The 26,562-nt window shown below is 72.0% G+C and carries 23 protein-coding genes; 17 read left to right on the top strand and 6 right to left on the bottom strand.

Translation table 11 applies throughout. The annotated features are described in order from the left end of the window. Window positions 1–72 precede the first annotated feature (72 nt). The gene (locus HGAM_RS08700; protein WP_019145098.1) at window positions 73–543 is read right to left on the bottom strand and encodes a PPOX class F420-dependent oxidoreductase; all 471 of its coding nucleotides are present in this window, start codon (window positions 541–543) and stop codon (window positions 73–75) included. 37 nt (window positions 544–580) lie between these two features. Continuing rightward, window positions 581–934 (bottom strand): ankyrin repeat domain-containing protein, encoded by a 354-nt coding sequence (locus HGAM_RS18515; protein ID WP_019145099.1) that lies wholly within the window; start codon window positions 932–934, stop codon window positions 581–583. A gap of 93 nt (window positions 935–1,027) precedes the next feature. On the opposite strand from HGAM_RS18515, the gene HGAM_RS08710 reads away from it, so the two are divergent. Continuing rightward, complete coding sequence (locus HGAM_RS08710) at window positions 1,028–1,927, top strand: bile acid:sodium symporter family protein (RefSeq protein ID WP_019145100.1); 900 nt, start codon at window positions 1,028–1,030, stop codon at window positions 1,925–1,927. 50 nt (window positions 1,928–1,977) lie between these two features. On the opposite strand, the gene HGAM_RS08715 is transcribed toward HGAM_RS08710, so the two are convergent. Beyond that, window positions 1,978–3,015 carry a LacI family DNA-binding transcriptional regulator gene (locus HGAM_RS08715; RefSeq protein WP_020691757.1) on the bottom strand — a complete coding sequence of 346 codons (1,038 nt, stop codon included), beginning with the start codon at window positions 3,013–3,015 and terminating at the stop codon, window positions 1,978–1,980. A gap of 214 nt (window positions 3,016–3,229) precedes the next feature. On the opposite strand from HGAM_RS08715, the gene HGAM_RS08720 reads away from it, so the two are divergent. The 13 genes from HGAM_RS08720 (at window position 3,230) to HGAM_RS08780 (ending at window position 19,392) form a co-directional block, all read left to right on the top strand. Continuing rightward, window positions 3,230–4,762 (top strand): sugar ABC transporter ATP-binding protein, encoded by a 1,533-nt coding sequence (locus HGAM_RS08720; protein ID WP_019145102.1) that lies wholly within the window; start codon window positions 3,230–3,232, stop codon window positions 4,760–4,762. Then, a complete protein-coding gene (locus tag HGAM_RS08725) occupies window positions 4,759–5,805 on the top strand; it encodes an ABC transporter permease (RefSeq protein ID WP_019145103.1) in 1,047 nt (348 codons plus the stop codon). Before HGAM_RS08720 ends, HGAM_RS08725 begins: the two co-directional genes overlap by 4 nt. Next, the gene (locus HGAM_RS08730; RefSeq protein WP_019145104.1) at window positions 5,802–6,896 is read left to right on the top strand and encodes an ABC transporter permease; all 1,095 of its coding nucleotides are present in this window, start codon (window positions 5,802–5,804) and stop codon (window positions 6,894–6,896) included. Before HGAM_RS08725 ends, HGAM_RS08730 begins: the two co-directional genes overlap by 4 nt. Window positions 6,897–6,901: 5 nt before the next feature. After that, window positions 6,902–7,927 carry a rhamnose ABC transporter substrate-binding protein gene (gene rhaS / locus HGAM_RS08735; RefSeq protein ID WP_019145105.1) on the top strand — a complete coding sequence of 342 codons (1,026 nt, stop codon included), beginning with the start codon at window positions 6,902–6,904 and terminating at the stop codon, window positions 7,925–7,927. Window positions 7,928–8,006: 79 nt separating this feature from the next. Continuing rightward, window positions 8,007–8,363 (top strand): L-rhamnose mutarotase, encoded by a 357-nt coding sequence (locus HGAM_RS08740; RefSeq protein ID WP_038951674.1) that lies wholly within the window; start codon window positions 8,007–8,009, stop codon window positions 8,361–8,363. A 1-nt stretch (window position 8,364) separates the two neighbouring features. Then, window positions 8,365–9,528 carry an L-rhamnose isomerase gene (gene rhaI / locus HGAM_RS08745; RefSeq protein ID WP_019145107.1) on the top strand — a complete coding sequence of 388 codons (1,164 nt, stop codon included), beginning with the start codon at window positions 8,365–8,367 and terminating at the stop codon, window positions 9,526–9,528. Beyond that, window positions 9,528–11,564 (top strand): bifunctional rhamnulose-1-phosphate aldolase/short-chain dehydrogenase, encoded by a 2,037-nt coding sequence (locus HGAM_RS08750; RefSeq protein ID WP_019145108.1) that lies wholly within the window; start codon window positions 9,528–9,530, stop codon window positions 11,562–11,564. Before rhaI ends, HGAM_RS08750 begins: the two co-directional genes overlap by 1 nt. Continuing rightward, complete coding sequence (locus HGAM_RS08755; protein ID WP_019145109.1) at window positions 11,561–13,048, top strand: rhamnulokinase; 1,488 nt, start codon at window positions 11,561–11,563, stop codon at window positions 13,046–13,048. Before HGAM_RS08750 ends, HGAM_RS08755 begins: the two co-directional genes overlap by 4 nt. Further along, window positions 13,045–13,284 (top strand): helix-turn-helix domain-containing protein, encoded by a 240-nt coding sequence (locus HGAM_RS08760; protein WP_019145110.1) that lies wholly within the window; start codon window positions 13,045–13,047, stop codon window positions 13,282–13,284. Before HGAM_RS08755 ends, HGAM_RS08760 begins: the two co-directional genes overlap by 4 nt. A 161-nt stretch (window positions 13,285–13,445) precedes the next feature. Continuing rightward, window positions 13,446–16,433: a glycosyl hydrolase gene (locus HGAM_RS18520; protein WP_019145111.1), complete on the top strand. Its 2,988-nt coding sequence runs from the start codon at window positions 13,446–13,448 to the stop codon at window positions 16,431–16,433. 121 nt (window positions 16,434–16,554) lie between these two features. Next, complete coding sequence (locus HGAM_RS08770; RefSeq protein ID WP_019145112.1) at window positions 16,555–17,292, top strand: (Fe-S)-binding protein; 738 nt, start codon at window positions 16,555–16,557, stop codon at window positions 17,290–17,292. 79 nt (window positions 17,293–17,371) lie between these two features. Then, window positions 17,372–18,802, top strand: a complete 1,431-nt coding sequence (locus HGAM_RS08775; RefSeq protein ID WP_019145113.1) for a lactate utilization protein B — start codon at window positions 17,372–17,374, stop codon at window positions 18,800–18,802. Next, window positions 18,799–19,392, top strand: a complete 594-nt coding sequence (locus tag HGAM_RS08780; protein WP_019145114.1) for a LutC/YkgG family protein — start codon at window positions 18,799–18,801, stop codon at window positions 19,390–19,392. The genes HGAM_RS08775 and HGAM_RS08780 overlap by 4 nt, the downstream gene beginning before the upstream one ends. A 105-nt stretch (window positions 19,393–19,497) precedes the next feature. Here the strand turns inward: HGAM_RS08780 and HGAM_RS08785 are convergent, their stop codons facing one another. Both HGAM_RS08785 and HGAM_RS08790 read right to left on the bottom strand, forming a co-directional pair. Continuing rightward, the gene (locus tag HGAM_RS08785) at window positions 19,498–19,923 is read right to left on the bottom strand and encodes a GNAT family N-acetyltransferase (protein ID WP_218915271.1); all 426 of its coding nucleotides are present in this window, start codon (window positions 19,921–19,923) and stop codon (window positions 19,498–19,500) included. A gap of 110 nt (window positions 19,924–20,033) precedes the next feature. Beyond that, entirely contained in the window at window positions 20,034–21,053 is a 1,020-nt protein-coding gene (locus HGAM_RS08790) for an LLM class flavin-dependent oxidoreductase (RefSeq protein WP_019145116.1), read from the bottom strand. 80 nt (window positions 21,054–21,133) lie between these two features. Between HGAM_RS08790 and HGAM_RS08795 the strand changes: the two genes are divergently transcribed. The 3 genes from HGAM_RS08795 to HGAM_RS08805 are packed head-to-tail and all read left to right on the top strand — an operon-like array spanning window position 21,134 to window position 25,113. Next, window positions 21,134–21,943, top strand: coding sequence for an ABC transporter ATP-binding protein (locus HGAM_RS08795; RefSeq protein WP_019145117.1), 810 nt, complete (start codon window positions 21,134–21,136; stop codon window positions 21,941–21,943). Window positions 21,944–21,971: 28 nt separating this feature from the next. Further along, window positions 21,972–22,997 (top strand): ABC transporter substrate-binding protein, encoded by a 1,026-nt coding sequence (locus tag HGAM_RS08800; RefSeq protein WP_019145118.1) that lies wholly within the window; start codon window positions 21,972–21,974, stop codon window positions 22,995–22,997. 4 nt (window positions 22,998–23,001) lie between these two features. Then, on the top strand, window positions 23,002–25,113 hold the full coding sequence (locus HGAM_RS08805) for an iron ABC transporter permease (RefSeq protein WP_019145119.1): 2,112 nt from the start codon (window positions 23,002–23,004) through the stop codon (window positions 25,111–25,113). Window positions 25,114–25,167: 54 nt separating this feature from the next. On the opposite strand, the gene HGAM_RS08810 is transcribed toward HGAM_RS08805, so the two are convergent. Continuing rightward, window positions 25,168–26,385, bottom strand: a complete 1,218-nt coding sequence (locus HGAM_RS08810; protein ID WP_019145120.1) for a lipase family protein — start codon at window positions 26,383–26,385, stop codon at window positions 25,168–25,170. Window positions 26,386–26,562 lie beyond the last annotated feature (177 nt).

Here is a 26,562-nt window from a genome sequence, read left to right on the forward strand (position 1 = left end):
CGAGCCGCCGTGCGAACCGTACCTTCTCGCGGTGACGGGACGGAAAACCGCGCCGGACGCTCAGGCGCCGGTCTAGGCCAGGCGGGCCGGGAAGCCGCCGGTGGCGATCGGGCCCCAGCGCTCGGGCGTGATGCGCAGCAGCGACTTGCCCTGGTCGACCATGGCCTGGCGGTACTCGTCCCAGTCGGGGTGCTCGCCGGAGATGCTGCGGAAGTAGTCGACGAACGCGTCGAGCGCCTCGTCGCCCTCGGAGGCGTCCAGCACCTCGCACGGCCCGTCGACCTGCGCCCAGGCGTCGTTCCACTCGTCGGAGAGCACGACCACGCTCACCCACGGCCGCTTGCGTGCGTTGCGGGTCTTGGCCCGCTCGGGGTACGTCGCGACGACCAGGCGTCCGGACGAGTCGACGCCGCCGCTCACCGGGGACGCCTGCGGCGTGCCGTCGGCCCGCTCGGTGATGAGGACGAAGCGGTGCCGCGGCCGGACGAAGTCCAGCAGCGCGGGCAGGTCGACTCGAGTGTTCGTCGCGATCGTGCGGGCCATGGATCGATCGTGGCACGGGCGGGGGACGCCCGCGCGGCTACGAGCGCGACAGCCGCCCGAACCAGCCGCTTCCCGTGGTCCGCGGCGGCTCGGGATCGGGCGCGCCCATCGCGCGCAGCCGCTGCTCGACCGCCTGCAGCCGGACCTGGCGCGCGGCCTGCACCGGTGTCTGCCCCTCCAACGGCGACTCCAGCACGGGCGACGCGCCGTGGTCGAGCAGGACGTCCGCCGCGGCCGCCTGCCGCTCGAGCAGGCAGGCGACCAGCGCGGTCGACTGGTACTCGGGGTGGACGTAGTCGGGGTCGACGCCCGCGGCCAGGTGGTGGCGCAGGGTGTCGAGGTCGCCGGCGCACGCGGCGCCGAACATGTCCTTCCAGTCACCGCCGGACACGGGGCCTCCTCGCTCGGGTGCCTCGAACGGTAGCGCGGGACGTGACCCGGGTCACTGCCATCCTTCGGTCATCCGAGCCCCTGGAGGACCCCGATGAACGACTCCGCCCTCATCACCGTCGGCCTGCCGATCGCGCTGGCGATCATCATGTTCGGCCTCGGCCTGTCGCTGACGGTCGGCGACTTCCAGCGCGTGGCCCGCTCGCCCAAGGCGGTGGTCGTCGCGCTGGTGCTGCAGGTGCTCGTGCTGCCGTTCGTCGCGTTCGGCCTGGTGGTCGCGTTCGACGTCGACCCGCTCCTGGCCGTCGGCGTCATGCTCCTGGCGGCGTCGCCGGGCGGCACGACCGCCAACCTGTTCAGCCACCTGTTCCACGGCGACGTCGCGCTGAACGTGACGCTCACGGCGATCAACTCGGTGCTGGCCGCGGTGTCGATCCCCGTCATCACCAACCTGGCCATCGGCTACTTCGACGCCGAGGGCGAGCTGGGGCTGCAGCTGGGCAAGGTCGTGCAGGTCATCGCGATCGTGCTGGTGCCCGTGGCGATCGGCATGGTGGTGCGCAGCCGCTCGGAGTCGTTCGCCGCCCGCGCCGACAAGCCCGTGCGCATCTTCTCGATCGTCGTGCTGGTGGCGGTCTCGATCGGCGCCATCGTCGGCGAGCGCGAGAACATCGCCGACTACGTCGAGCAGGTCGGCCTCGTCGTGACGCTGTTCTGCCTGGCCAGCCTGACCATCGGCTACCTCGGGGCGCGGGTCATGCGGCTGGACGAGCGTCAGGCCATCGCCAGCTCGATGGAGGTGGGCATCCACAACACGACCGTCGCCATGACCATCGCGCTCAGCGTCCTGGACAACACCGAGGTCGCGATCCCCAGCGCCGTCTACTCCATCGTCATGTACGTGCTCGCCGCCCTGTTCGGCTGGGCCATCTCGCGCCGGGTGCGCGGGGGAGCGGCGGCGGAGCCGCTGCCGGGGGAGCGCGCGGTGCGGTAGGCCGTCCGACAGGCTCAGGCTCCCTTCGACAGGCTCAGGGAGCGGACGCGTCAGCCGAGGGTGGACGTGCGGGCGACGAGCTCGGGCTCGAAGGTCAGCTGCTGGTGGGCGTGCTGGGGGTTGCTCGACTCGTCCAGCACGAGCAGCGCGGCGGTGCGGCCGAGCTCGTGGCGCGGCTGGCGCACGGACGTCAGCGGGACCGCAGCAGCCGCGGCGAACTCGATGTCGTCGTAGCCGACGATCGCCAGCTGGTCGGGCACGGCGAGCCCGGCGCGCGTGGCCTGCTGCAGCAGCCCGAGGGCGATCAGGTCGTTGGCGCAGAACGCGGCGGTCGGGCGCCGGGTGGTGGCGAGACCGGCGATGCGCTCGCCTGCCTCGCGGCCCGCGGCCACGGTGAGCGACTCGGTCTGGACGAGCGTGAGGTCGTCCTCGGGCAGGCCGGCGTCCGCCCAGGCCTGGCGGGCGCCCTCGAGCCGGTCGGTGACCTGGCCGATCGAGGTGGGTCCGCCGACGAAGGCGACACGTGTGTGCCCCTGGTCGATGAGGTGCTCCACGGCGAGGCGTCCGCCCAGCACGTCGTCGACGGCCACCGAGCAGATCCGGTCGTCGCTGCGCGTGCGGTCGACGATGACCAGGGGAGTGCCGCGCTCGACGACGGCGTCCAGCGTCGGGCTGTCCGGGTCGACCGGGGTGATGAGGATGCCCTGGACGCGCTGCTGCTCCAGGTGCTCCAGGTGGGCGGCCTCGCGGCCGGCGCGGTTGTCGCTGTTGCACAGGAAGAGCGAGAGGTCGCCGTCGTCCGCCGGGCCCTCGCTGCCGCGGGCGACGTCGGTGAAGAACGGGTTGCCGGCGTCGAGCATGACGTAGGCGAGGGTGCGCGAGCGGCCCGAGCGCAGGGAGCGAGCGGACTCGTTGCGCACGAAGCCGAGCTCGTTCATGGCCCGCTCCACCCGCTCGCGGGTGCCGGCCGCGACCCGGTCGGGTCGGTTGAGCACGTTGGAGACGGTGCCGAGGGAGACGCCGGCGGCCGCGGCGACGTCCTTGACGGACGCTGTGGGGCTTGCCGGACGACGTGCTGCAGGACTCACGGACCCTCCCTCCGAGGCTCGCCTGATTGAAACGGTTCAGGGTGCATGTGTCAACGATCACGCTCACGACACGCGGGCCGGGCCACGATATTTGTCGGAGATGACGGGCAGATTGCCGACTCGCGACAAATTGGTTCGTCTGGGCGGTTGACGTCCGTGATGGCGGTCACATACATTTCCCGTGCTCGATTAAAACGTTTCAAAGGAGCGATGCATGGCTGGTCCGGCCCCCGCCACCACCCCGGTGCTGGAGCTGCAGGACGTCCGCAAGTCCTTCGGCTCGGTCGCTGCGCTGCGCTCCGGGAGCCTCGCCGTCCAGGCGGGGTCGATCCACGCGCTGATCGGCGAGAACGGCGCCGGCAAGTCGACGCTGGTCAAGATCGTCGCCGGCGTGCACCGCCGCGACTCCGGCACCTTCCGCTTCCAGGGCGAGGACGTCGACTTCGGCTCCACCGCCGCGTCGAAGGCCGCGGGCATCGCGGTCATCTACCAGGAGCCGACGCTGTTCCCCGACCTGTCGGTCACGGAGAACATCTTCATGGGCCGCCAGCCGCTGGGTGCCGGCCGCCGCATCGACCGCGGCCGCATGCACGAGGAGGCGCTGTCGCTGTTCGAGCGCCTCGGCGTGCAGATCGACCCGCGCCGTCCGGCCCGCGGCCTGTCCATCGCCGACCAGCAGGTCATCGAGATCGCCAAGGCCATCTCGCTCGACGCGAGCCTGCTGATCATGGACGAGCCGACCGCGGCGCTGAGCGGCGTCGAGGTCGAGCGCCTGTTCACCATCGCCCGAAGCCTGCGCGACGAGGGTCGCGGCCTGGTGTTCATCTCGCACCGCTTCGACGAGGTCTTCGCGCTGTGCGACACCGTCACGGTCATGCGTGACGGCGAGTACGTCGGCACGAACGCGATCGCCGAGACCACCAACGACGAGCTCGTCGCCCTCATGGTCGGTCGCGAGGTCGCCGAGCTGTTCCCCAAGACGCCCGCCCCGATCGGCGACGTCGTCCTGGACGTGCAGGGGCTCAGCGCCGCCGGCACCTTCCACGACGTCAGCTTCCAGGTGCGCGCCGGCGAGATCGTCGGCCTGGCCGGCCTCGTCGGCGCCGGCCGCAGCGAGATCGCCCGCGCCGTCTTCGGCGTCGACAAGTACGCCGCCGGCACGGTCACGATGAACGGCAAGCCCGTCCCGGCGAACCGTCCCCGCGCGGCCATCGGCTCGGGCATCGCGTTCGTCGCCGAGGACCGCCGCAAGCAGGGCCTGGTCGTCGAGGAGTCCGTCGCCCGCAACATCGGCTCGGTCATCCGCCGCCGGCTCACCAAGGCCGGGCTGCTGACCTCCGGCGCCGAGAACAAGGCCGCCGGGCCGTGGGCGTCCAAGCTCGAGGTCAAGACCAACGCCCTCGACATGGCCGCCTCGACGATGTCGGGCGGCAACCAGCAGAAGGTCGTCATCGCCAAGTGGCTGGCGACGAACCCCAAGCTGCTGATCATCGACGAGCCCACCCGCGGCATCGACATCGGCACCAAGTCCGAGGTGCACCGGCTGCTCTCCGAGCTGGCCGGCCAGGGCATGGCGATCCTCATGATCAGCTCCGAGCTGCCCGAGGTGCTCGGCATGGCCGACCGCGTCCTCGTCGTGTGCGAGGGCCAGATCACCGCCGAGCTCGACCGCGCCGAGGCGACGCCCGAGAAGGTCATGCACGCCGCCACCCGTGGCGCCAGCACCACCGAGGAGATCAAGGCATGAGCACGACGACCGAAGCGCACCGTCCGGACACGGGGTCGCGCCAGAGCGCCCTCGTGCGCGGCCTGGGCAACGCCCTGCGCTCGCGCGAGATCGCGGTGGCCGCGGTCCTGGTGCTGGTCGTGCTGCTCACGACGCTCAAGAGCCCCAGCTTCCTGTTCGGCGGCGACAACTTCCGCGACCTGCTGGTGACCCCGTCCATCCTGCTGCTGCTCGCGGTGGGCCAGACGGCCGTCATCATCACCCGCAGCGTCGACCTGTCGGTCGGCTCCACGCTCGGCCTGACCGCCTACCTGACCGGCAAGCTGTTCTCGACCTACCCCGACCTGCCGATCGTGGCGGTCTTCGCGGCCGGCCTGGCCATGGGCGCGGTGCTGGGCCTGGTCAACGGCGTGCTGGTCGCCTTCGGTCGCGTCCCGGCGCTGGTGATCACGCTCGGCACGATGTACATCTACCGCGGCATCTTCCTGTCGTGGGCCGGCAGCGACCGCATCACCGCCTCGGACATGCCGAGCGGCTTCCTCGACCTGGGCACGTCCTCGATCCTGGGCATCCCGATCCTCACGATCATCGCGCTCGTCGTGCTGGCGATCGTCGGCTACTACCTGCACAGCCACCGCGGCGGCCGCGAGCTGTACGCGATCGGCTCCGACCCGGACGCCGCGACGCTGTACGGCCTGCCGGTCACCCGCCGCGTCCTGTCCGCCTTCGTGCTGTCCGGCGCGCTCGCCGGCCTGGCCGGTGTCGTCTACGCCGCCCGCTACGGCACGGTCAGCTCCGGCGCCGGCATGGGCATCGAGCTCCAGGCGGTCGGCGCGGCCGTCATCGGCGGCGTCGCCATCTTCGGCGGCGCGGGCACCGTGTGGGGCGCGGCCATCGGCGCGTTCCTGCTCATCACCATCAACCGCGCCCTGCCGGTCATCGGCATCCAGGACTTCTGGCAGCGTGCCGTCGTCGGCGCCCTGATCATCGGCGCGATCGTCCTGGACCGGGTGCTCTCGGCCCGCCAGGAACGCAAGCTCGTGGAAGAGAGGGACCACGCATGAGCACCCCCGTCCTCACCCGTCCCGAGGGACAGGCGCGCACGTACGACGCCTACGCCCAGCCGTGGTGGAAGCGCGTCCTGCTGACCCGTGAGATGGCGATCATCGCCCTGGTCATCGCGGTGTACGCGTGGTCGATGGGCAACGTCGCCAACTTCGACAGCCCGCTGACGCTGTACTACCTGTTCCTGGACGTCGCGCCGCTGCTGCTCATCGCGCTGCCAATGACGCTCATCATCATCACCGGCGAGATCGACCTGTCGGTCGCCAGCGTGGTGGGCCTGTCCAGCGTCCTCGTGGGTGTCCTGGTCCAGGACGGCGGACTGTCCGTCCCGGTCGCGGCGCTCATCGCCATCGCGGTCGGCGCGGTCTGCGGGGCCTTCAACGGCTTCCTGGTCGCGTACGTCGGGCTGCCGTCGCTGGCCGTCACGATCGGCACGCTCGCGCTGTACCGCGGCATCGCGGTCGGCATCCTCGGCACGACGGCGAAGACCGACTTCCCCGAGAAGTGGACCGACCTGTCCAAGGAGCGCATCATCGAGGGCCAGCCCTACCCGATGATCCTCATCCCGTTCCTGGTGCTCCTCATCGGCTTCGTCCTGCTGCTGCACTTCTCGCCGTTCGGCCGCGGTGTCTACGACATCGGCCTGAACGACGAAGCCGCGCAGTTCGCCGGCGTCGACGTGGCCCGCACCAAGCTGTGGCTCTTCCTGCTGGCCGGTGCGGTCTCGGCCCTGGCCGGCGTCTACTTCACGCTGCGCTTCGGCAGCGCCCGCGGCGACAACGCCAACGGCATGGAGCTGCAGGTGATCGCGGCCGTCCTGCTGGGCGGCGTGTCGATCTTCGGCGGACGCGGGGCGCTCCACGGCGTCATCGCCGGCGTCCTGCTGATCGGCGTCATCTCCAGCGCGATGCGCCTGGAGGGCCAGACGGTCAACGTCATCAACATCGTCATCGGAGTGCTCCTCGTGCTCTCGGTGATCTCCACGAACCTCCTCGGCTGGGTCTCGGGCCAGGTCCGCTCGAGGACACGGGGCTCCCGCCCCTCCACCGGCCGGGCTCAGTCCGGCACCAGCAGCACGACAGAAGGGTAAGAACGATGAAGTTCATCAACCGGCGGACGGCCGCGCTCACCGCGCTCGCCCTCACCGCCAGCCTCGCGCTGACCGCCTGCGGTTCGGACGACGAGGGCGACAGCGGCAACGGGGGCGGCGACGCCTCGGTCACCTTCCTGCCGAAGAACCTGGGCAACCCGTACTTCGACACCAGCGACGCCGGCGGCAAGAAGGCCGTCGAGGAGTTCGGTGGAAAGTTCGAGGAGGTCGGTCCCGACACCGCCACCCCGGACGCGCAGGTGCCCTTCATCAACACCGCCGCGCAGCAGGGCGTGGGTGCGCTGGTCGTCTCGGCCAACGACCCCAAGGCCATCTGCGACGCGCTCGGCGAGGCCAGCGACGCGGGCGTCAAGATCGTGACGTTCGACTCCGACACCGAGGCCGACTGCCGCGACATCTACGTCAACCAGGCGTCGTCCGAGGGCATCGCCAAGGCGCAGGTCGACCTGATCGCCAAGCAGATCGGTGACGCCGGCGAGATCGCGATCCTGTCGGCCGCGGCCAACGCGACCAACCAGAACGCGTGGATCGAGCTCATGAAGGCCGAGCTCGAGGCGAACCACCCGAACATCAAGCTCGTCGACACCGTCTACGGCGACGACGACGACCAGACGTCGTTCGACAAGACCGCGGCCCTGCTGCAGTCGCACCCGAACCTCAAGGGCATCGTCTCGCCGACCACCGTCGGCATCGCGGCGGCCGCCCGCTACCTCTCGACGTCCAAGTCGAAGGGCAAGGTCGCGCTGACCGGTCTGGGCACCCCCAACCAGATGCGTGAGTACGTCAAGAACGGCACCGTCACCGAGTTCGCGCTGTGGAACCCGGAGGACCTGGGCTACCTGGCCGCGTTCGCCGCCAAGGCGCTCATCGACGGCGACATCGAGGGCAAGAAGGGCGACACCTTCGAGGCCGGCAAGCTCGGCGAGTACACCGTCGGCGACAAGGGCGAGGTGCTCCTGGGCGAGCCCTTCGTCTTCACCGCCGAGAACATCGACGACTTCGACTTCTGAGTCGAGCCGTCACTTTGGACCCGTGCCTGCCGGGGTCCCTCCAGGTCCCGGCAGGCACGACCCCAGGAACGAGGAACAGATGAGACGGGTGTGCTTCCACTCCCAGGTGAGGCCCGACCGCATCGAGGAGTACAAGCGCCGCCACGCGGCGGTGTGGCCCGAGATGCTGCAGGCCCTGCACGAGACCGGGTGGCACAACTACTCGCTGTTCCTCCGCCCTGACGGGCTGCTCATCGGCTACCTCGAGACCGAGTCCCTCGAGGCCGCCCAGGCCGCCATGGCCGCGCGCGAGGTCAACGCGCGCTGGCAGGCCGAGATGGGCGACCTCTTCGAGGACCAGGACCAGGCGCCCGACGAGGGCTTCCAGGAGCTCGAGGAGGTCTTCCACCTGGAGGACCAGCTCGCGGCCGCGAACACCAGCACAGAGACGAAGTGAGATGACAACGTTCCAGCAGATTGCGCCGCTCCTCGAGGGCCAGGCGATCGAGGTCCCGTCGTGGGCCTACGGCAACTCCGGCACCCGGTTCAAGGTCTTCGGCACCCCGGGCACGCCCCGCACGGTGCAGGAGAAGATCGCCGATGCTGCCCAGGTGAATCGTTTCACCGGCCTGGCCCCGACGGTCGCGCTGCACATCCCGTGGGACCAGGTGGACGACTACTCGGCGCTGCGCTCGTACGCCGCCGACCTGGGCGTGGGCCTGGGCACGATCAACTCCAACACCTTCCAGGACGACGACTACAAGCTCGGCGCCCTGACGCACACCGACAAGGCGGTCCGCCAGAAGGCGATCGACCACCACCTGGCCTGCATCGAGATCATGCACGCCACCGGGTCGCAGGACCTGAAGATCTGGCTGGCCGAGGGCAGCAACTACCCGGGCCAGGCCGACATGCGCGGCCGCCAGGACCGCCTGGCCGAGAGCCTGCGGACGATCTACGACCGGCTCGGCGACGACCAGCGTCTCGTGCTCGAGTACAAGTTCTTCGAGCCGGCGTTCTACCACACCGACGTCCCGGACTGGGGCACGTCGTACGTGCAGGTGGCGGCCCTCGGCGAGAAGGCGATGGTCTGCCTCGACACCGGCCACCACGCGCCCGGCACCAACATCGAGTTCATCGTGGCCCAGCTGCTGCGCCTGGGGAAGCTCGGCTCGTTCGACTTCAACAGCCGCTTCTACGCCGACGACGACCTGATCGTCGGCTCGGCGGACCCGTTCCAGCTCTTCCGCATCATGGTCGAGTGCGTCCGCGGCGGCGCCCTCGACGCGGACAGCGGCGTGGCCTTCATGCTCGACCAGTGCCACAACATCGAGAAGAAGATCCCCGGGCAGATCCGCTCGGTGCTCAACGTCCAGGAGATGACGGCGCGCGCGCTGCTCGTCGACCGTGACGCGCTGACCAAGGCGCAGGAGGACGGCGACGTCCTGCTGGCCAACGAGATCTTCATGGACGCCTTCTACACCGACGTCCGCGCCGACCTCGCCACGTGGCGCGAGGAGCGAGGCCTGCCCGCGAACCCGATGCGGGCCTACCTCGAGAGCGGCTACCAGGAGCAGATCGAGGCGGACCGCGTGGGCGGTACGCAGGCAGGATGGAACTGATGACCAACCCGACGGCAGCCGAGCTCATCGCGCGGTCGAACCGCCTGGGCGCGGATCCCAAGAACACCAACTACGCCGGCGGCAACACGTCCGCCAAGGGCACCGAGACCGACCCGGTCACCGGCCAGGAGGTCGAGCTGCTCTGGGTCAAGGGCTCCGGCGGAGACCTCGGCACGCTCAAGGAGCAGGGCCTGGCCGTCCTGCGCCTGGACCGCCTGCGCTCGCTCGTCGACGTCTACCCGGGCGTCGAGCGCGAGGACGAGATGGTCGCCGCGTTCGACTACTGCCTGCACGGCAAGGGTGGTGCCGCGCCGTCGATCGACACCGCGATGCACGGCCTCGTGCCGGCCGCGCACGTCGACCACCTGCACCCGGACTCGGGCATCGCCATCGCGACGTCCGCCGACGGCGAGGCCCTGACCGCCTCCATCTTCGGCGACAAGGTCGTGTGGGTGCCGTGGCGTCGTCCGGGCTTCCAGCTCGGTCTCGACATCGCTGCGATCAAGGAGAAGAACCCGCAGGCGATCGGCTGCATCCTCGGTGGCCACGGCATCACCGCCTGGGGCGACACCAGCGACGAGGCCGAGAAGAACTCGCTGTGGATCATCGACACGGCGGCCGCCTACATCGCCGAGCACAGCAAGGCCGAGCCGTTCGGCCCCGTGCTCGACGGCTACGCCCCGCTGAGCGGGGCCGAGCGTCGCGCCAAGGCGGCCGCGCTGGCCCCGACGATCCGCGGCATCGCCTCGATCGACCGCCCGATGGTGGGTCACTTCAACGACTCCGAAGCCGTCCTCGACTTCGTGGCCCGCGCCGAGCACCCGCGCCTGGCCGAGCTGGGCACCAGCTGCCCGGACCACTTCCTGCGCACCAAGGTCAAGCCGCTCGTGCTCGACCTGCCCGCCACGGCGACGGTGGAGGAGTCCATCGCCCGCCTGCACGAGCTGTCGGAGTCCTACCGCGCCGACTACCAGGCCTACTACGACCGTCACGCGACGGCGGACTCGCCGGCCATCCGCGGCGCGGACCCGCTGGTCGTGCTCGTCCCGGGCGTCGGCATGTTCAGCTTCGGCAAGGACAAGCAGACCGCCCGCGTCGCCGGCGAGTTCTACGTCAACGCCATCAACGTCATGCGTGGCGCCGAGGGCCTGTCGACGTACGCCCCGATCGACGAGGCCGAGAAGTTCAACATCGAGTACTGGGCGCTGGAGGAGGCCAAGCTCCAGCGGATGCCGAAGCCGAAGCCGCTCGCCACCCGCGTCGCGCTCGTCACCGGCGCCGCGTCCGGCATCGGCAAGGCGACGGCCAAGAAGCTCGCGGCCGAGGGCGCCTGCGTCGTCATCGCCGACCTGTCGCTGGAGAACGCCCAGGCCACCGCCGCGGAGATCGGCTCGTCCGACGTCGCGGTCGGCGTCCACGTGGACGTCTCGAGCGCCGAGAAGGTGCAGGCCATGATCGACGAGGCCGTGCTGGCCTTCGGCGGCGTGGACCTCATCGTCAACAACGCCGGCCTCTCGCTCTCGCGCTCGCTGCTCGAGACCACTGAGAAGGACTGGGACCTGCAGCACGACGTCATGGCCAAGGGCTCGTTCCTGGTGTCCAAGGCGGCGGCGAAGGTGCTCATCGAGCAGAAGCTCGGCGGCGACATCGTCTACATCTCCTCGAAGAACTCCGTCTTCGCGGGCCCGAACAACGTCGCCTACGGCGCCGCCAAGGCCGACCAGGCCCACCAGGTGCGCCTGCTGGCCGCCGAGCTCGGCGAGCACGGCATCAAGGTCAACGGCGTGAACCCGGACGGCGTCGTCCAGGGCTCGGGCATCTTCGCCAGCGGCTGGGGCGCGAACCGCGCCGCGGTCTACGGCGTGGAGGAGCAGGACCTGGGCAAGTTCTACGCGCAGCGCACGATCCTCAAGCGCGAGGTGCTCCCCGAGCACATCGCCAACGCGGTCTTCGTGCTCTGCGGCCCGGACATGACCCACACGACCGGTCTGCACGTCCCGGTCGACGCCGGCGTCGCCGCCGCGTTCCTGCGATGAGCGCCGCCCGCACGCCGCTGCGTGTCGCGGCGGTGGACCTCGGCGCCACCAGCGGACGGGTGATGGCGGCCACCATCGCCCCGGACCGCCTGGAGCTGACCGAGGAGCACCGCTTCGCCAACGGCGGCGTGCGGGTGCGTGACGCCCTCCTGTGGGACGTCGTCGGCATCCACCGCGAGGTGGTCGACGGCGTCCGCCGGGTGGCGGCCGGGGGAGCGCTGGACGGCATCGGCATCGACTCCTGGGCCGTCGACTACGGCCTGCTGGACGCTGACGGGCAGCTGCTCGGCACCCCGTTCTCGCACCGCGACTCCCGCACCGACGGGGTCGCGGAGCAGGTCGCCGCGACGGTGCCGCCGGCCGAGCTGTACGGCGTCACCGGCCTGCAGAACCTGCCGTTCAACACCGTCTACCAGCTCGTCGCCGCCCGCGGCACCGCCGCGCTCGAGGCCGCGCGCTCGCTGCTGCTGGTGCCCGACCTGCTGACCTACTGGCTCACCGGCCACGTCGGCGCCGAGCGCACCAACGCGTCCACCACCGGCGTGTACGACGCGACGAGCCGTTCATGGGCGCTCGAGCTGTGCGAGCGGCTCGGCATCCCGGCCTCGCTGCTGCCCCCGCTGCACGACGCCGGCACGGTCGTCGGCCGCGTGCTGCCGTCGGTGGGGGAGACGATCGGCGCGCTGGACGTCCCGGTGGTCTCCGTCGCCTCGCACGACACCGCGTCCGCCGTGGTCGCGGTACCCGCGGGGCAGGAGCGCTTCGCCTACCTGTCGTCCGGCACCTGGTCGCTGGTCGGGCTGGAGCTCGACGAGCCCGTGCTCACCGAGGCCGCCCGCGAGGCCGACTTCACCAACGAGGGCGGCGTCGACGGCACGATCCGCTTCCTCAAGAACGTCATGGGCCTGTGGGTGCTCTCGGAGTCGATCCGGGCCTGGGAGCGCGAGGGCCGCGACGTCTCGCTCGCCAGCCTGCTGGCCGAGGCCGCGCAGGTGCCCGCGCTCCGCACCGTCGTCGACATCGACGACCCCAGCCTGCTGCCGCCCGGCGACATGCCGGCCCGGCTGCGGGCGCTGGCCGAGCGGGCGGGGGAGCCGGTGCCCTCGACCCCGGGCGAGCTCGTGCGCTGCGTGCTCGACTCGTTGGCGCTGGCGTACCGGCGCCACGTCCGCAAGGCCTGCGAGCTGGCCGGCGAGGACGTCGACGTCGTCCACGTGGTCGGCGGCGGCTCGCAGAACACGCTGCTGTGCCAGCTGACCGCCGACGCCTGCGAGCGTCCGGTGCTGGCCGGCCCCGCCGAGGCCGCCGCGCTGGGCAACGCCCTGGTGCAGGCGCGCACGCTGGGCGCCGACCTGCCCGACCTCGCGGCGATGCGCGACCTCGTGCGCCGCACCCACGACCTGGTCCGCTACGAGCCCCGCAGCGGGCTCGACTGGGACGCGGCCGAGCGCCGGGTCCGCGCCGCGGTGACGTCACCGCGATGAGCACGAACCCCCGCGCGACGGGAGCCGGTCCGGCCGAGCGTCTGGCGACGCTGGACGCGTCCGACCTGCACCTGCTGCGGCTCGTGGCCGACGGTCACACCGCCGCGGGCACCGCCACGCGGCTGGACGTCTCCGAGCGCACCGTGCGGCGCCGGCTGCGTGACGTGTGCGACCGGCTCGAGGTCCAGAGCCCCATCGAGGCGGTCGTGCTGGCCGTCCGGCACGGGCGCATCTGACCCTCGCGACACCGCTCGTGGCCACTTCCGGCCAGAGGATGGATCGACGGATGTGACCCCGGTTACAGTCCTGTGAATCGATTCAACCCACAGGGGGACGTATGCCGGACGAGGGCACCAAAGGCACGCAGCAGGACGCCGAAGGACGAGGCCAGGGCGGGATGCAGCGACGCACGCTGCTCCGTGCCGCCGCCGTGACGGCGGGTGCCGCCGTGGTCGCGGGCGACCCGCTGGTCGCCGCGGCCAAGCAGACCGGCAAGGGGGTCGGGGCCGGGCTCGGCACCTCGGCGAACGGGCTGCCGCGCGGCCTCGCCCGCGCCTTCGAGCGTCCGGGCCTGGAGACCGGCGCCGGCTTCCGCTGGTGGTGGCCGCACGGCGCGGTCGACCCGCGCGAGGTCGCCCGCGAGGTCGACCAGGTCGCCGACGCCGGCTTCGGCCACCTCGAGATCGCCGACGTGACGCACAGCCTGCGCGCGCGCAACATCGAGATCGACCTCGACCGGCAGGGCTGGGGCACCAAGGCGTGGGTGGCCGGCGTCACCGCCGCGCTGCGTCAGGGCGCCCGCCGCGGCGTCACCATCGACATCACGGTCGGTCCCTCGTGGCCCGCCGCCGTCTCGACGATCACCCCCGACGACGACGCGGCCTGCACCGAGCTCGTGCACGGGCGCGTGGACGTCACCGCCGGCCAGGCGTACGACGACGTCGTGCCCGAGCCGGCCGTGCCCGCCACCGACGGCGTCACCAAGCGCACGCTCGTGGCCGTGCAGGCCTACCAGGTGACCGCCGAGGCGAAGGGCATCGCCACGCTCGACCCGGCCTCGCTCGTCGACCTGACGAAGTCGGTCACGGGCGACCGCCTCGTCTGGACCGCGCCGGCGGGCTCGGGCACGTGGGCCGTGCTGGCCTACTGGCGTCGCGGCTCGGGCCAGGAGCCCGAGGCCGGACCGCACACCAACCCCAAGTCGTGGGTCGTCGACCACTTCAGCGCCGCGGGCTCGCAGGCCGTCATCGACCTGTGGGAGGACAAGGTCCTCAACCGGGAGCTGCGCAGCCTGCTGCGCAAGGCCGGCGGCAACCTGTTCGAGGACTCGCTGGAGATCGAGACCGAGGCGACCATCTGGACGCCGCGGATGCTCGAGGAGTTCCGCAAGCGCGCCGGGTACGACCTGCTGCCGTTCCTTCCGGTGGTGCTCGAGGTGCACGAGAAGTACCTGTTCGCCTACGACGCGGTCACCACCACGCGGGTCCGCGACGACTTCAACCAGGTGCTCTCGGACCTGTACCGCGACAACCACCTCAAGGTGCTGCAGCGCTTCGCCAAGGGCCTGGGCATGGGCCTGCGCGTCCAGCCGTACGGCCTGGAGACCGACACGGTCGAGCACGCCGCGCTCCTGGACGTCCCGGAGACCGAGTCGCTCGGCTTCAAGAACCTCGACGACTACCGGGTCATGGCCGGCGGCCGCGACATGGGCGGCCGGACGCTGCTCTCGTGCGAGGCGGCCTGCTACTTCGGCGCGGCCTACAACACCACGTGGGACCGGGCGCTGCAGACGATCAACAGCATCTTCGTCGCCGGCGTGAACCGGGCGATGCTGCACGGCTTCGCGTACCGCGAGGCGCCCGGCGTCTCGTGGCCCGGCTTCGCCGCCTTCTCGCCGTACTACAGCGGCGCCGTCGGCTACGGCGAGGCGTGGGGCCCGCGCACGCCCACCTGGGAGCACGTGCGCGACGTCGCCGACTACCTCAACCGCAGCCAGCTGGTGCTGCAGACCGGCACGCCGAAGTACGACATCGTCTTCCTGCGCCAGAAGGGCTGGACGTCCACCGGCATCGGCGCCGCGTGGGCGACGAACAGCGGCATCCCGGTCGGCTGGACCCACTCGTTCGCCACGCCGGCGCTGCTCGACCTGCCGCTGGCGACCGTCCGCAACGGACGGCTGGCGCCGAAGGGCCCGGCCTACAAGGTGATGATCGTGGGCCCGGACCAGTTCCGCGGCAAGGAGGCGACCATCGCGGTCGAGACCGCCCGCAAGGTGCTGGCCCTCGGCCGGGCCGGGCTGCCGATCGTGCTGCACGGCGACTGGAGCAAGCCCGACGTCGTGGGGCTGGCCCAGCCGGGCGAGACCGAGAAGGTCCGCGCGCTGGTCGCGCAGATCGCGGCGCTGCCGACGACCGCGGCGGCCCCGGCCGACGCGGACATCCCGACCGCGCTCGACGCGCTCGGCGTCACGCCCGACGTGAGCCACGAGACGTCCACGGTCATGTCGCTGCGCCGGGTCGAGGGCGACGTCGACCTGTACTTCCTGGCCAACGCCAAGCACGCCGAGAACCGCCGCCTGACCCGCGTGACCCAGGACGTGTGGCTGACCTCGACCCGGCGCGACGCCGTGCCGGTGCAGCTGGACGCGTGGAGCGGCGAGGCGACGCCGGTGGCGCTGTGGGAGCGCCAGGGCGACCGGGTGCGGGTGCGGGTCGACCTGCTGCCCGGGCAGAGCACGGTCATCGCGCTCGCCCCGGCCCGCGGCCGTCAGCTGGCGGCGTCGGCCACGACCGGATCCGCGCTGCGGGTCGACGGCAACCAGCTCGTCGTCCGCGCCGACGTCGCCGGCACGGTCAGCACCACGCTGGCCGACGGCCGCGTCGTGCGGACGACGGTCGGACGCGTGCGCGAGCCGATCGCGCTGACGTCCTGGGACCTCGCGGTCGAGGACTGGCAGCCGGGCAAGGACGCGTTCACCACGGTCAAGCCGGTGCGCAAGGTGAAGCTGGACGCTCTCGCGCCGTGGTCGCAGGTGCCCGGCCTCGAGGACGTCTCGGGCGTCGGCACCTACCGGACGACGGTCGACCTGGGCAAGGACTGGACGAACGAGGACGGCGCCGTGCTCGACCTCGGCGAGGTCAACGACACCTTCCGCGTGCGGGTGAACGGCAAGCGGCTCGCGCCGGCCGACATGCTCGACACGACGGTCGACCTGGGCGACCACCTGCGCAAGGGCCGCAACACGATCGAGGTGGAGGTCGCGAGCACCCTGCTCAACCGCCTGCGCACCGTGACGCCGGCGGTCTACGGCAGCTCGCCGCGCCAGGCGTACGGCCTCGTCGGCCCCGTCCGGCTGGTGCCGTACGTGGAGCGTCGCGTGCGCTGACCGGCGCCGTCACGACACGTCACCCCGGTGGGCCGAAGCGGCTCACCGGGGTGACCGCTGTCACGGTACAGTGGGATTGAAACGTTTTAATGCAGGAGGTGGTCCCGTGCGAGTCGCCCTGATGGTCACGTGCATCAACGACGCGCTGTACCCCGGCACCGGCCAGGCCGTCGTCGCGCTGCTGCGCCGGCTGGGGGTCGAGGTCGACTTCCCGGCGGCCCAGACCTGCTGCGCGCAGCCCATGGTCAACACCGGCTACCTCGACGAGGCCGTGCCCGTCGTGCGGACGTTCGTGGACGCCTTCGCCGGCTACGACGCGATCGTCACGCCGTCCGGCTCGTGCGCCGGGTCGGCCCGGCACCAGCACGGCATCGTGGCCCGCCGCTCGGGCGACGCCGGGCTCGAGCGTGCGGTCGCCGAGACGTCCCCGAAGGTCTACGAGCTCTCCGAGTTCCTGGTCGACGTGCTGGGCGTGACCGACGTCGGCGCCTACTACCCGCACACCGTCACCTACCACCCGACGTGCCACTCGCTGCGCATGCTCGGCGTCGGCGACCGGCCGCGCCGGCTGCTGGAGAACGTCCGCGGCCTGACGCTCGTCGACCTGCCCGGTGACGACCAGTGCTGCGGCTTCGGCGGCACGTTCGCGGTGAAGAACTCCGACACGTCCGTCGCGATGGGCACCGACAAGGTGCGCCACGTGCTGGAGACCGGCGCCGAGGTGCTGGTCGCCGGCGACAACTCCTGCCTCACCCACATCGGAGGGCTCATGACCCGCGAGAAGGCCGGCGTCCGCACCGTCCACCTGGCCGAGATCCTCGCCTCGACCGAGTCCCTCCAGCTGGGGGTCGTGCGATGAACGAGCGCCAGCGAGCGACCGAAGGGATCGTCACGACCGTGACTCCGTACGCTCTTGTTCCTTCTACGGAGGTGCGGTCGTGAGCGCCGGGACGTTCGTGGGCATGCCCAAGTTCCCCACGGCGGCGAAGGAGGCCCTGGGCAACGCCCAGCTGCGGCACAACCTCGCGCACGCCACGGGCACCATCCGGGCCAAGCGGGCCGCCGTCGTCGGCGAGGTCGAGCAGTGGGAGGAGCTGCGCCTGGCCGGGGCCGGCGTCAAGGAGGCCGCGCTGCGGACCCTCGACGTCCAGCTCGAGAAGCTCGAGGCGTCGCTGACCGCCAACGGTGCGACCGTGCACTGGGCCCGCGACGCGGCCGAAGCCAACCGGATCGTCGCCGACATCGTCAAGGCGCACGACGCCGACGAGGTGGTCAAGGTCAAGTCGATGCTGACCCAGGAGATCGGGCTCAACGAGGCGCTCGCCGAGGAGGGCATCGCCGCCTGGGAGACCGACCTGGCCGAGCTCATCGTCCAGCTCGGCGACGACCTGCCCAGCCACATCCTGGTGCCGGCGATCCACCGCAACCGGGCCGAGATCCGCGAGATCTTCCTCGACGGCATGGCCAAGGCCGGACGTCCCGCGCCGGCCGACCTGACCGACGAGCCGGCGGTGCTGGCCGCGGCCGCCCGCGCCCACCTGCGCGAGAAGTTCCTGCGCGCCAAGGTCGGTGTCTCGGGCGCGAACTTCGCCGTCGCCGACAGCGGCACGCTCGTGGTCGTCGAGTCCGAGGGCAACGGACGCATGTGCCTGACGCTGCCCGAGGTGCTCGTGTCGGTCGTCGGCATCGAGAAGGTCGTCTCCACCTGGGACGAGCTCGACCCGCTGCTGCGCCTGCTGCCGCGCTCGTCCACCGGCGAGCGGATGAACCCGTACACGTCCACCTGGTCGGGCGTCACCCCCGGCGACGGCCCGCAGGAGGTGCACGTCGTCCTGCTCGACAACGGACGCACCAACGCGCTCGCCGACGAGGTCGGACGCCAGGCGCTGCGCTGCATCCGCTGCTCGGCCTGCCTCAACGTGTGCCCGGTCTACGAGCGCACCGGCGGCCACGCCTACGGCTCGGTCTACCCCGGCCCGATCGGCGCGATCCTCAACCCGCTGCTCAAGGGCGTCGGGCACGACGACCAGGTCGACTCGCTGCCCTACGCGTCGTCGCTGTGCGGCGCGTGCTTCGAGGTGTGCCCCGTGCGCATCGACATCCCCTCGGTGCTGGTCGACCAGCGGGCCAAGGTCGTCGACGCGCACCGCGGTGGCGTGCCCAAGCCCGAGGCGGTCGCGTTCAAGGGCGCTGCCGTGGCGCTCTCGCGCTCACGCCTGCTGGGCGCGGGGGAGCGGTTCACCGGCGTCGGCATCAGGCTGGCCCGCCGCGTGGGCGTCAAGAAGTGGACGGACACGCGCGACCTGCCGGACGCGCCGCAGGAGTCCTTCCGCCGCTGGTGGAAGCGCACGGACGGAGGCCGCAAGTGAGCGCTCGCGAGGAGATCCTGGGCCGCGTCCGCGCGGCGCTGTCGGACGTCGACCACGTGCCGGCCCCGCCGGTCGCGCCGCGCATCACGCCGGTCGACGACGTCGTCGGCCTGTTCGCCGAGCGCGTCGCCGACTACCGCGCCGAGGTGGTGCGCACGACGTCCGCCGGCCTGGCCGCGGCCGTCGCCGCCGCGCTGCCTCCGGGCGACGGACGCGTCGTCGTGCCCGCCGACCTGTCGTTCGAGGTGCCCGGCGCCGTCGCCGACGACGGCACGTTCACCCCGTACCAGCTCGACTCGACGGTCGCGGTCGTCACCGAGGCCCGCGTCGGCATCGCCGAGACCGGCACGATCGTGCTCGACCACGGCCAGGGCCAGGGCCGCCGCGCGATCACGCTGGTGCCCGACTGGCACGTGTGCGTCGTCCGCGCCGACCAGGTCGTCGTCGACGTGCCGGACGCGATCGCGCTGCTCGACCCCTCGCGTCCGCAGACCTGGATCAGCGGCCCGTCCGCCACGAGCGACATCGAGCTGGACCGGGTCGAGGGCGTCCACGGCCCCCGCACCCTGCACGTCATCGTCGTCGACTGAGGTTTGCACGCCGAGCCGGTCGAAGGGCCGCGCGCCCGGCGAGCGGTGAGCCACCAACCGAATGAGGGCCTCAGACGGTTGCCGGCTCACCGCTCCCAGGGGTGGTCAGTCCAGCTCGAGACACACGAGCCGCTCCCGGTCGTCCCACCGCTCGGCCGTGGCGAACCCGAGCCGTCGGTACATCCGGATCGCCGGGTCTCGCCACTCCCAGACCGAGAGCCGGACGGGCCGAGCCGCCTGTCCGAGCGCCTCGGCCAGGAGCGCTGAACCCAGGCCATGACCGCGTGCCGGCGGAGTCGTCCAGAATCGCTTGATCTCCGACCCTCGTGCCGGTGAGCCCGACACCACGGCGATGCCGCAGTCCTCCCCGTCGACGCTGGCCACCAGCACACGCATCCCGGCGAGCGCCTCGGCCGGACGATCCACCTCCCGCGCGTACCGCTCGGGCAGGTCGGCGGCCCGTGGGGCGACGCCGTGCTCGGCCTTCTCCGTCTCGGTCTGACGGAGATAAGCGTCCAGCAGCGACGACACGGAAGGACCGTCCTGCGGGAAGGACGCCTCGCGGATCACGCCGGCGCCCGTCCGGGCGAGGTCCGTCCCGGACGGAGGTCCGCCGGCCGGCCGGGCCTCTTCGGCCACGCTCAGCGCCAGCCGAGGGCCGGCGCGACGTGCTTGAGGATGCTCTCGATGACGTGGGCGTTGTAGTCGACGCCGAGCTGGTTGGGGACGGTCAGCAGGAGCGTGTCGGCCTCGGCGACGGCCGAGTCCTCGCGCAGCTGCTCGATCAGCCGGTCCGGCTCGGCCGCGTACGTCTTGCCGAAGCGGGCCTTGCCGCCCTCGAGGAAGCCGACCTGGTCGTCGCCGCCGGAGCCGCCGAAGTAGGCGTGGTCGCGCTCGTCGACCAGGGCGAAGATGCTGCGGCTGACCGACACGCGCGGGGTGCGCTCGTGCCCGGCCTTCTTCCAGGCGTCGCGGAAGCGCTGGATCTGCTCGGCCTGCAGCTCGTGGAACGGCACGCCGGTGTCCTCGGTGAGCAGGGTCGAGCTCATCAGGTTCATGCCCTGCTCGGCCGTCCACTCGGCGGTCGCGCGGGAGCCGGCGCCCCACCAGATGCGGTCGCGCAGGCCGGGGGAGTGCGGCTCGATGCGCAGGTTGCCCGGCGGGTTGGGGAACATCGGGCGCGGGTTCGGCTCGGCGAACCCCTCGCCCTTGAGGATCTCCAGGAGCACCTGGGTGTGGCCGCGCGCCATGTCGGCGTCGCTCATGCCCTCCGGCGGCTCGAAGCCGAAGTACTTGTAGCCGTCGATCACCTGCTCCGGTGATCCCCGGCTCACGCCGAGCTGCAGCCTCCCGCCGGAGATGAGGTCGGCCGCGCCGGCGTCCTCGGCCATGTAGAGCGGGTTCTCGTACCGCATGTCGATGACGCCGGTGCCGAGCTCGATGCGGCTCGTCCGCGCAGCGGCCGCGGCCAGCAGCGGGAACGGCGAGGCGAGCTGGCGGGCGAAGTGGTGCACGCGGAAGTAGGCGCCGTCGGCGCCCAGCTCCTCGGCGGCCACGGCCAGGTCGATGGACTGCAGCAGGGTGTCGGCGGCCGAGCGCGTCGCCGACTGCGGCGACGGCGTCCAGTGGCCGAAGGAGAGGAACCCGATGTTCTTGGTCACGCCTGCCCCAACGCTCGGCGGACGTCCAGGATTCCGGGCCCCTGTCCAGGGGCGTGACGCTTAGGGTAGCCTCACCTCTCGTGACCACGGCTCTGAGCGGCGACGCGCTCGTCCTCGCCTACCAGCGCTCCGTCGTGGTCCACGGCGTCTCCGTCCGGCTCGCCCCCGGTCAGGTCACCGCGCTCGTGGGCCCGAACGGCAGCGGCAAGTCCACCGTGCTGCGCTCGCTGGCCCGCCTGCACGAGACCGAGTCCGGCGACGTCCGGCTCGACCGCGAGGGCGAGGCGCTCGACGCTCAGGCCATGAGCGCGCGCGAGTTCGCCCGCCAGGTGACCCTGCTGTCGCAGTCGCGTCCGCACCCGTCCGGCCTGTCGGTGCGCGAGGTCGTCGCGTTCGGCCGCCACCCGCACCGCAAGCGCTTCGCCGGCCTCACCGACGCCGACCGGGCCGCGATCGACGACGCGCTCGACATCACCGGCGTCGCGCCGATGGCCGACAAGGGCGCCCACGAGCTGTCCGGCGGCGAGCTGCAGCGCGTCTGGCTGGCCACCTGCCTGGCCCAGGACACCGACGTCGTCCTGCTCGACGAGCCCACCAACCACCTCGACCTGCGCTACCAGGTCGAGACCCTCGACCTCGTGCGCGACCTCGCCGACCGCGGCACCGCCGTCGGCGTCGTCCTGCACGACCTCAACCAGGCCGCTGCGGTCGCCGACCACGTCGTGCTGCTGCACGCCGGACGCGTCGTCGCCGCCGGCGACCCGGTCGACGTGCTCACCGCCGCGCACGTCGAGTCCGTCTACGGCCTGCCCGTGGACGTCAGCACGTCCCCCGAGACGGGCCGCCTGCGCGTCGAGCCGCGCGGCCGCCACCACCTGCGACAGCGCTGAGCGCGGTCGTCCCACCCCGAAGGAACCGATGAACAACCGACTCGTGCGCGCCGCCGTCGCGGCCGTCACGCTCCCCGCCCTCCTCGCCGCGTGCGGCACGACCGACGCCGAGGACGACGCCAAGCCGGCCGCCTCGACCTCGGAGTCGTGCAGCGACGACAGCACCACGACGTCGACCGAGCCGGTCTCGCTGACCGACTCCTTCGGTCGCAAGGTCGAGCTCGACAAGCCCGCCGAGCGGGTCGCCGTGCTGGAGTGGCAGCAGACCGAGGACGTCCTCAGCCTGTGCGTCAACCCGGTCGCCGTCTCCGACGGCAAGGGCTTCACGCTGTGGGACGAGGCCGAGAAGCTGCCTGCGGAGTACACCGAGATCGGCACGCGCGGCGAGCCCAACCTCAACGCGCTCTACGGCGCCAACCCCGACCTGATCATCATCGAGGCGTACACCGCCGAGGACGAGATCATCAAGCAGCTGGAGAAGCAGGACGTCCCGGTGCTCGCCACCAAGGGCGCTGACGGCGCTGACCCGATCAAGCAGATGAACGCGACGTTCGACCTCATCGCGCAGGCCACGGGCCGCGAGGAGCGCGCCGAGGTCGTCAAGGCCGACTTCGAGGACACGCTCGCCGAGGGCAAGAAGGCGCTGGCCGACCTGGACGCCGCCGACAAGAAGTTCGTGTACTTCGACGGCTACGCGCAGGGCGGCAACGTCAGCCTGCGTCCGTTCGGGCAGGGCTCGCTCATGGGCGAGGTCGGTGAGGCGCTCGGCCTGGAGAACGCCTGGACCGGCGAGGTCGACCCGGCCTACGGCCTGGGCCAGACCGACGTCGAGGGCATGACCGCCGTCGGCGACGCGAACCTGTTCTACACCGGCACCGAGGACCCCGAGTCCGAGGACATCAACGAGCTGCTCCAGAAGAACGACATCTGGACCTCGCTGCCGGCGGTCGAGGAGGACCGCGCCTACGCCTTCCCGTCGGGCATCTGGACGTTCGGTGGCCCGCGCTCGGCCGAGGCCATCGTCGACGCCTACGTCGACCTGCTGACCGACTGATCACATGGTCCAGGTGCACGACTCGGCGACCCGCCCGGCTCCCTCCGAGGAGCCGGGCGGGCTGCCGCGCGTCGGTCTCGGCGCCCGGCTGGGCACGGCCGGCGTGCTCGTCGCGCTGGTGGCCGCCCTCGTGGCCGTCGGGGCCTGGCACCTGACCCAGGGCACGTCCGGCGTCGGCGTGCGCGACCTCGTGAGCCTGCTGCTGGGCGGCGACGGCCACGACGCGACCACCCGCGACGTCCTCATGGGCTCGCGCCTGCCGCGCCTGGCCGCCGGCGTCGCGGTCGGCTTCGCGCTCGGTGTCGCGGGCGCGATCTTCCAGTCGCTGTCTCGCAACGCGCTGGCCTCGCCCGACACCCTCGCGGTCACCGCCGGTGCCTACCTCGCGGTGACGACGGTCGCCGCATTCGGCCTGACGCTGCCGCTGTGGTCGTCCGGCGCGGTCGCCTTCGCCGGCGGCCTGCTCGCCGCGGGCCTCGTGCTCGCGCTGGCCGGGGGAGCGGGGACGTCCACGACCCGCCTCGTGCTGGCCGGCTCGGCCGTGGCCATGGGCCTGCAGGCGGCGACGTCGACCCTGCTCATCCTGTTCGCGCAGGAGACCACGAGCCTGTTCGCCTGGGGCAACGGATCGCTCACGCAGATCAGCCTGGACGGCTTCGAGCAGGCCGCCCCGGTCATCGTGCTCGCCGCGCTCGGCGGCCTGCTCATCTCGCGCCGCATGGACCTGCTCGGCCTGGGCGACGACACCGCCGCCGTGCTCGGCGTGCCGGTGCGCTCGACCCGCGCCGTCGGCACCGTCCTGGCCGTCGTCCTGACCGCCGCGGCGGTGACGCTCGCCGGCCCGATCGGCTTCGTCGGCCTGTTCTCGCCGGTGATCGTGCGGCTCATCGCCCGCGCGGTGCCCGGGCTCAGCCGCCACCTCGTGCTCATCCCGGCGGCCGGTCTCGTCGGCGCCGTCGCCGTCGTCCTCGCTGACGCGGGCATCCGGGCGTTGATCGGCGCGGAGTCCGCGCTGGCCGTGCCCACCGGCGTCACCACGACGGTGCTCGGCGCGATCATGATAATCGCGCTGGCCCGCAGCAGCCGTGACTCCGGCCCGACCCGTCAGCCCGCGGCCGGCGGCGTCGGCCTGCGCAGTACCCGTCGCTTCGCCGTCGTCGCCGCCGTCTCGGTCGTCGCCGTCGTCGCGATGGTGCTGGTCGGGATGCTCGCCGGCGAGACCTGGTACCTGGTCGGCGACCTCGGCCTGTGGCTGTCCGGCTCGGCCCCGGCACCGATCGACTTCGCCTTCTCCGAACGGGCCCCGCGGGTCGCCGCGGCCCTGCTGGCCGGAGCCGCGCTGGCGCTGTCGGGCTCGCTGGTGCAGGCCACCTGCCGCAACCCGCTGGCCGAGCCGGGCCTGCTGGGCATCACCGGCGGCGCCGGCCTGGGTGCCGTGCTGGTCGTGACCCAGATGGGTGCGAGCTCGACCACGCAGACGCTCGTCGCCGCGTGCGTCTCGGCGCTCGTGGCCTTCGCGTTCGTCTACGCGCTGGCCTGGCGCCGCGGCCTGGACGCCGACCGGCTCGTGCTCATCGGCATCGGCACCTGGTACGGCACGACGGCGCTGACCACGTACCTGCTGGTGCGCGCCGACCCGTGGAACACCCCGCAGATCTTCACCTGGCTCTCGGGCACCACGTACGGACGCGCCTGGGAGCAGGTCGCCCCCGTGGCGGTCGTGCTCGTCCTGGCCGTGCCGCTTGCGGTGGCGGTGCGTCGCGAGCTCGACCTGCTGACGCTGGACGAGGACAGCCCGCGGGTCGTCGGCGTGCCGCTCGAGCGCGTCCGGCTGGTCGTGCTCGCCGCGGCCGCGCTGCTGGCCGCGACGAGCGTCGTGGCCGTCGGCGTCATCGGGTTCGTCGGCCTGGTCGCGCCGCACGCCGCGCGCGCGCTGGTGGGCGGACGGCACTCGCGCAGCGTGCCCGTGGCGATGCTGCTCGGTGCGACGCTCGTCGCCCTGGCCGACGTCATCGGCCGCACCGTCATCGCCCCGGCGCAGATGCCGGCCGGCCTCATGGTCGCGATGGTGGGCGCGCCGTACTTCGTGTACCTGCTCTGGCGCTCGAAGATCTGACGACGACGAAGGGCCCCGGCGAACCGCTCGCCGGGGCCCTTCGTCGTCCTGCGGCTAGAGCCGCCAGCAGGACGACGGCGCCGGCTTGCCGGCCAGCCGGGCCTCGAGGAAGCCGTAGACCTCCGTGGCGTTGTTGAGGATGCCGCCGACGTGCAGCGGGCTCGCGTTGGTGCTGAGCCGGACGTTCGCCCCGCGCGCGCACCAGTCGACGGCCAGCTGGCGTCCGGTGCGGTAGGGGATGACGTCGTCGAGCACGCTGTGGGTCAGCAGCACCGGGGCGCTGGGCTTGATCCGGCCGATGCGCTGGTCGTCGATCATCGTGCGGAACGGCTCGCGGGCGATGAGGTCGCCCAGGGTCGAGCCGTCGACGGTGAAGTCCTTGGACTGCTTGAACGAGGCGTTGAACAGGTCGAAGACGCAGTCGTTGGACGCGTCGGCCAGGAACTGCTGGCCGCGCGCGTTGAGGTAGGGGTTGAGGTCGATGTCGTAGCTGTCGGTCAGGCCGCTGACCGCGAACCAGAGGAACTCGGCGTACAGCGAACCGTCCAGGACGCCGGGCAGCACGCTCAGGTCGGCCGGCACGGCGCCGGCGACGGTGCCCTTCACCTTCAGCTCGGGCGCGTACGACCCGGCGAGCTCGGCCGCCGACGCTGCGGCGCCGCCGCCCTGGGAGTAGCCGTAGATGCCGACGGGGCTGGACGCGCTGAGACCGGTCCAGTCCTGGCGCTGCGCGGCGCGCACGGCGTCCAGCACGGCCTGGCCCTGGGAGACGCGGTCCATGTAGGTGTGGGCGCCCGCGGTGCCGAGGCCCTCGTAGTCGGTGACGGCGAGGGCGTAGCCGCGCTTGAGCAGGCCGGCCATGAACAGGCCCTCGTACTCGATGCCCTCGCTGAACTGGCGCGACGGCGCGCAGGTGTCGCCGACGCCCTGGGTGCCGACCGCGTAGCCGATGACCGGACGCGTGCCCGGTCCCTTCCAGGCCGCCTTCGGGACGATGACCGAGCCGGAGATCGCGTGACGCTCGCCGGTGCGGTCGCGCGAGGTGTAGAGCATCCGCTTGGACGTGTAGGCGACGTCGCTGACGCCGGCCGGGTCGAGCAGGTAACGGATCGCCTCGGTGCGGATGACCGTGCCGTCGCCGGCGGGCAGGGAGTCCGGCGCCTGGTAGAAGGAGGGCAGGTCGTCGGCGGCCTGCGCCGACGTGGTGAGCGAGGCGAGCATCGCGGCGGCGACGGCGACGATGCCGGTGCGCAGGAGTGGGCGTCTGGTCATGGTGTCTTCCCCCGAAGAGTCGTTACCGACAGGTAATGGGAGGACTGTGACAGGTGAGCGGGGTCACACGCCGCCGCCGGCTCACGGGGAAGGACGCTCGTCGGACGATCGAGGAAAGGGGTTGACCGTCCGACGAGCGAGTGCGTCGGTGGGTGTGGCCGGGCAGGCCGCACGCGT

Origin of the sequence: Aeromicrobium massiliense JC14 (assembly GCF_000312105.1) — a bacterium.
In the GTDB taxonomy this organism is placed as follows: Bacteria; Actinomycetota; Actinomycetes; order Propionibacteriales; family Nocardioidaceae; genus Aeromicrobium; species Aeromicrobium massiliense.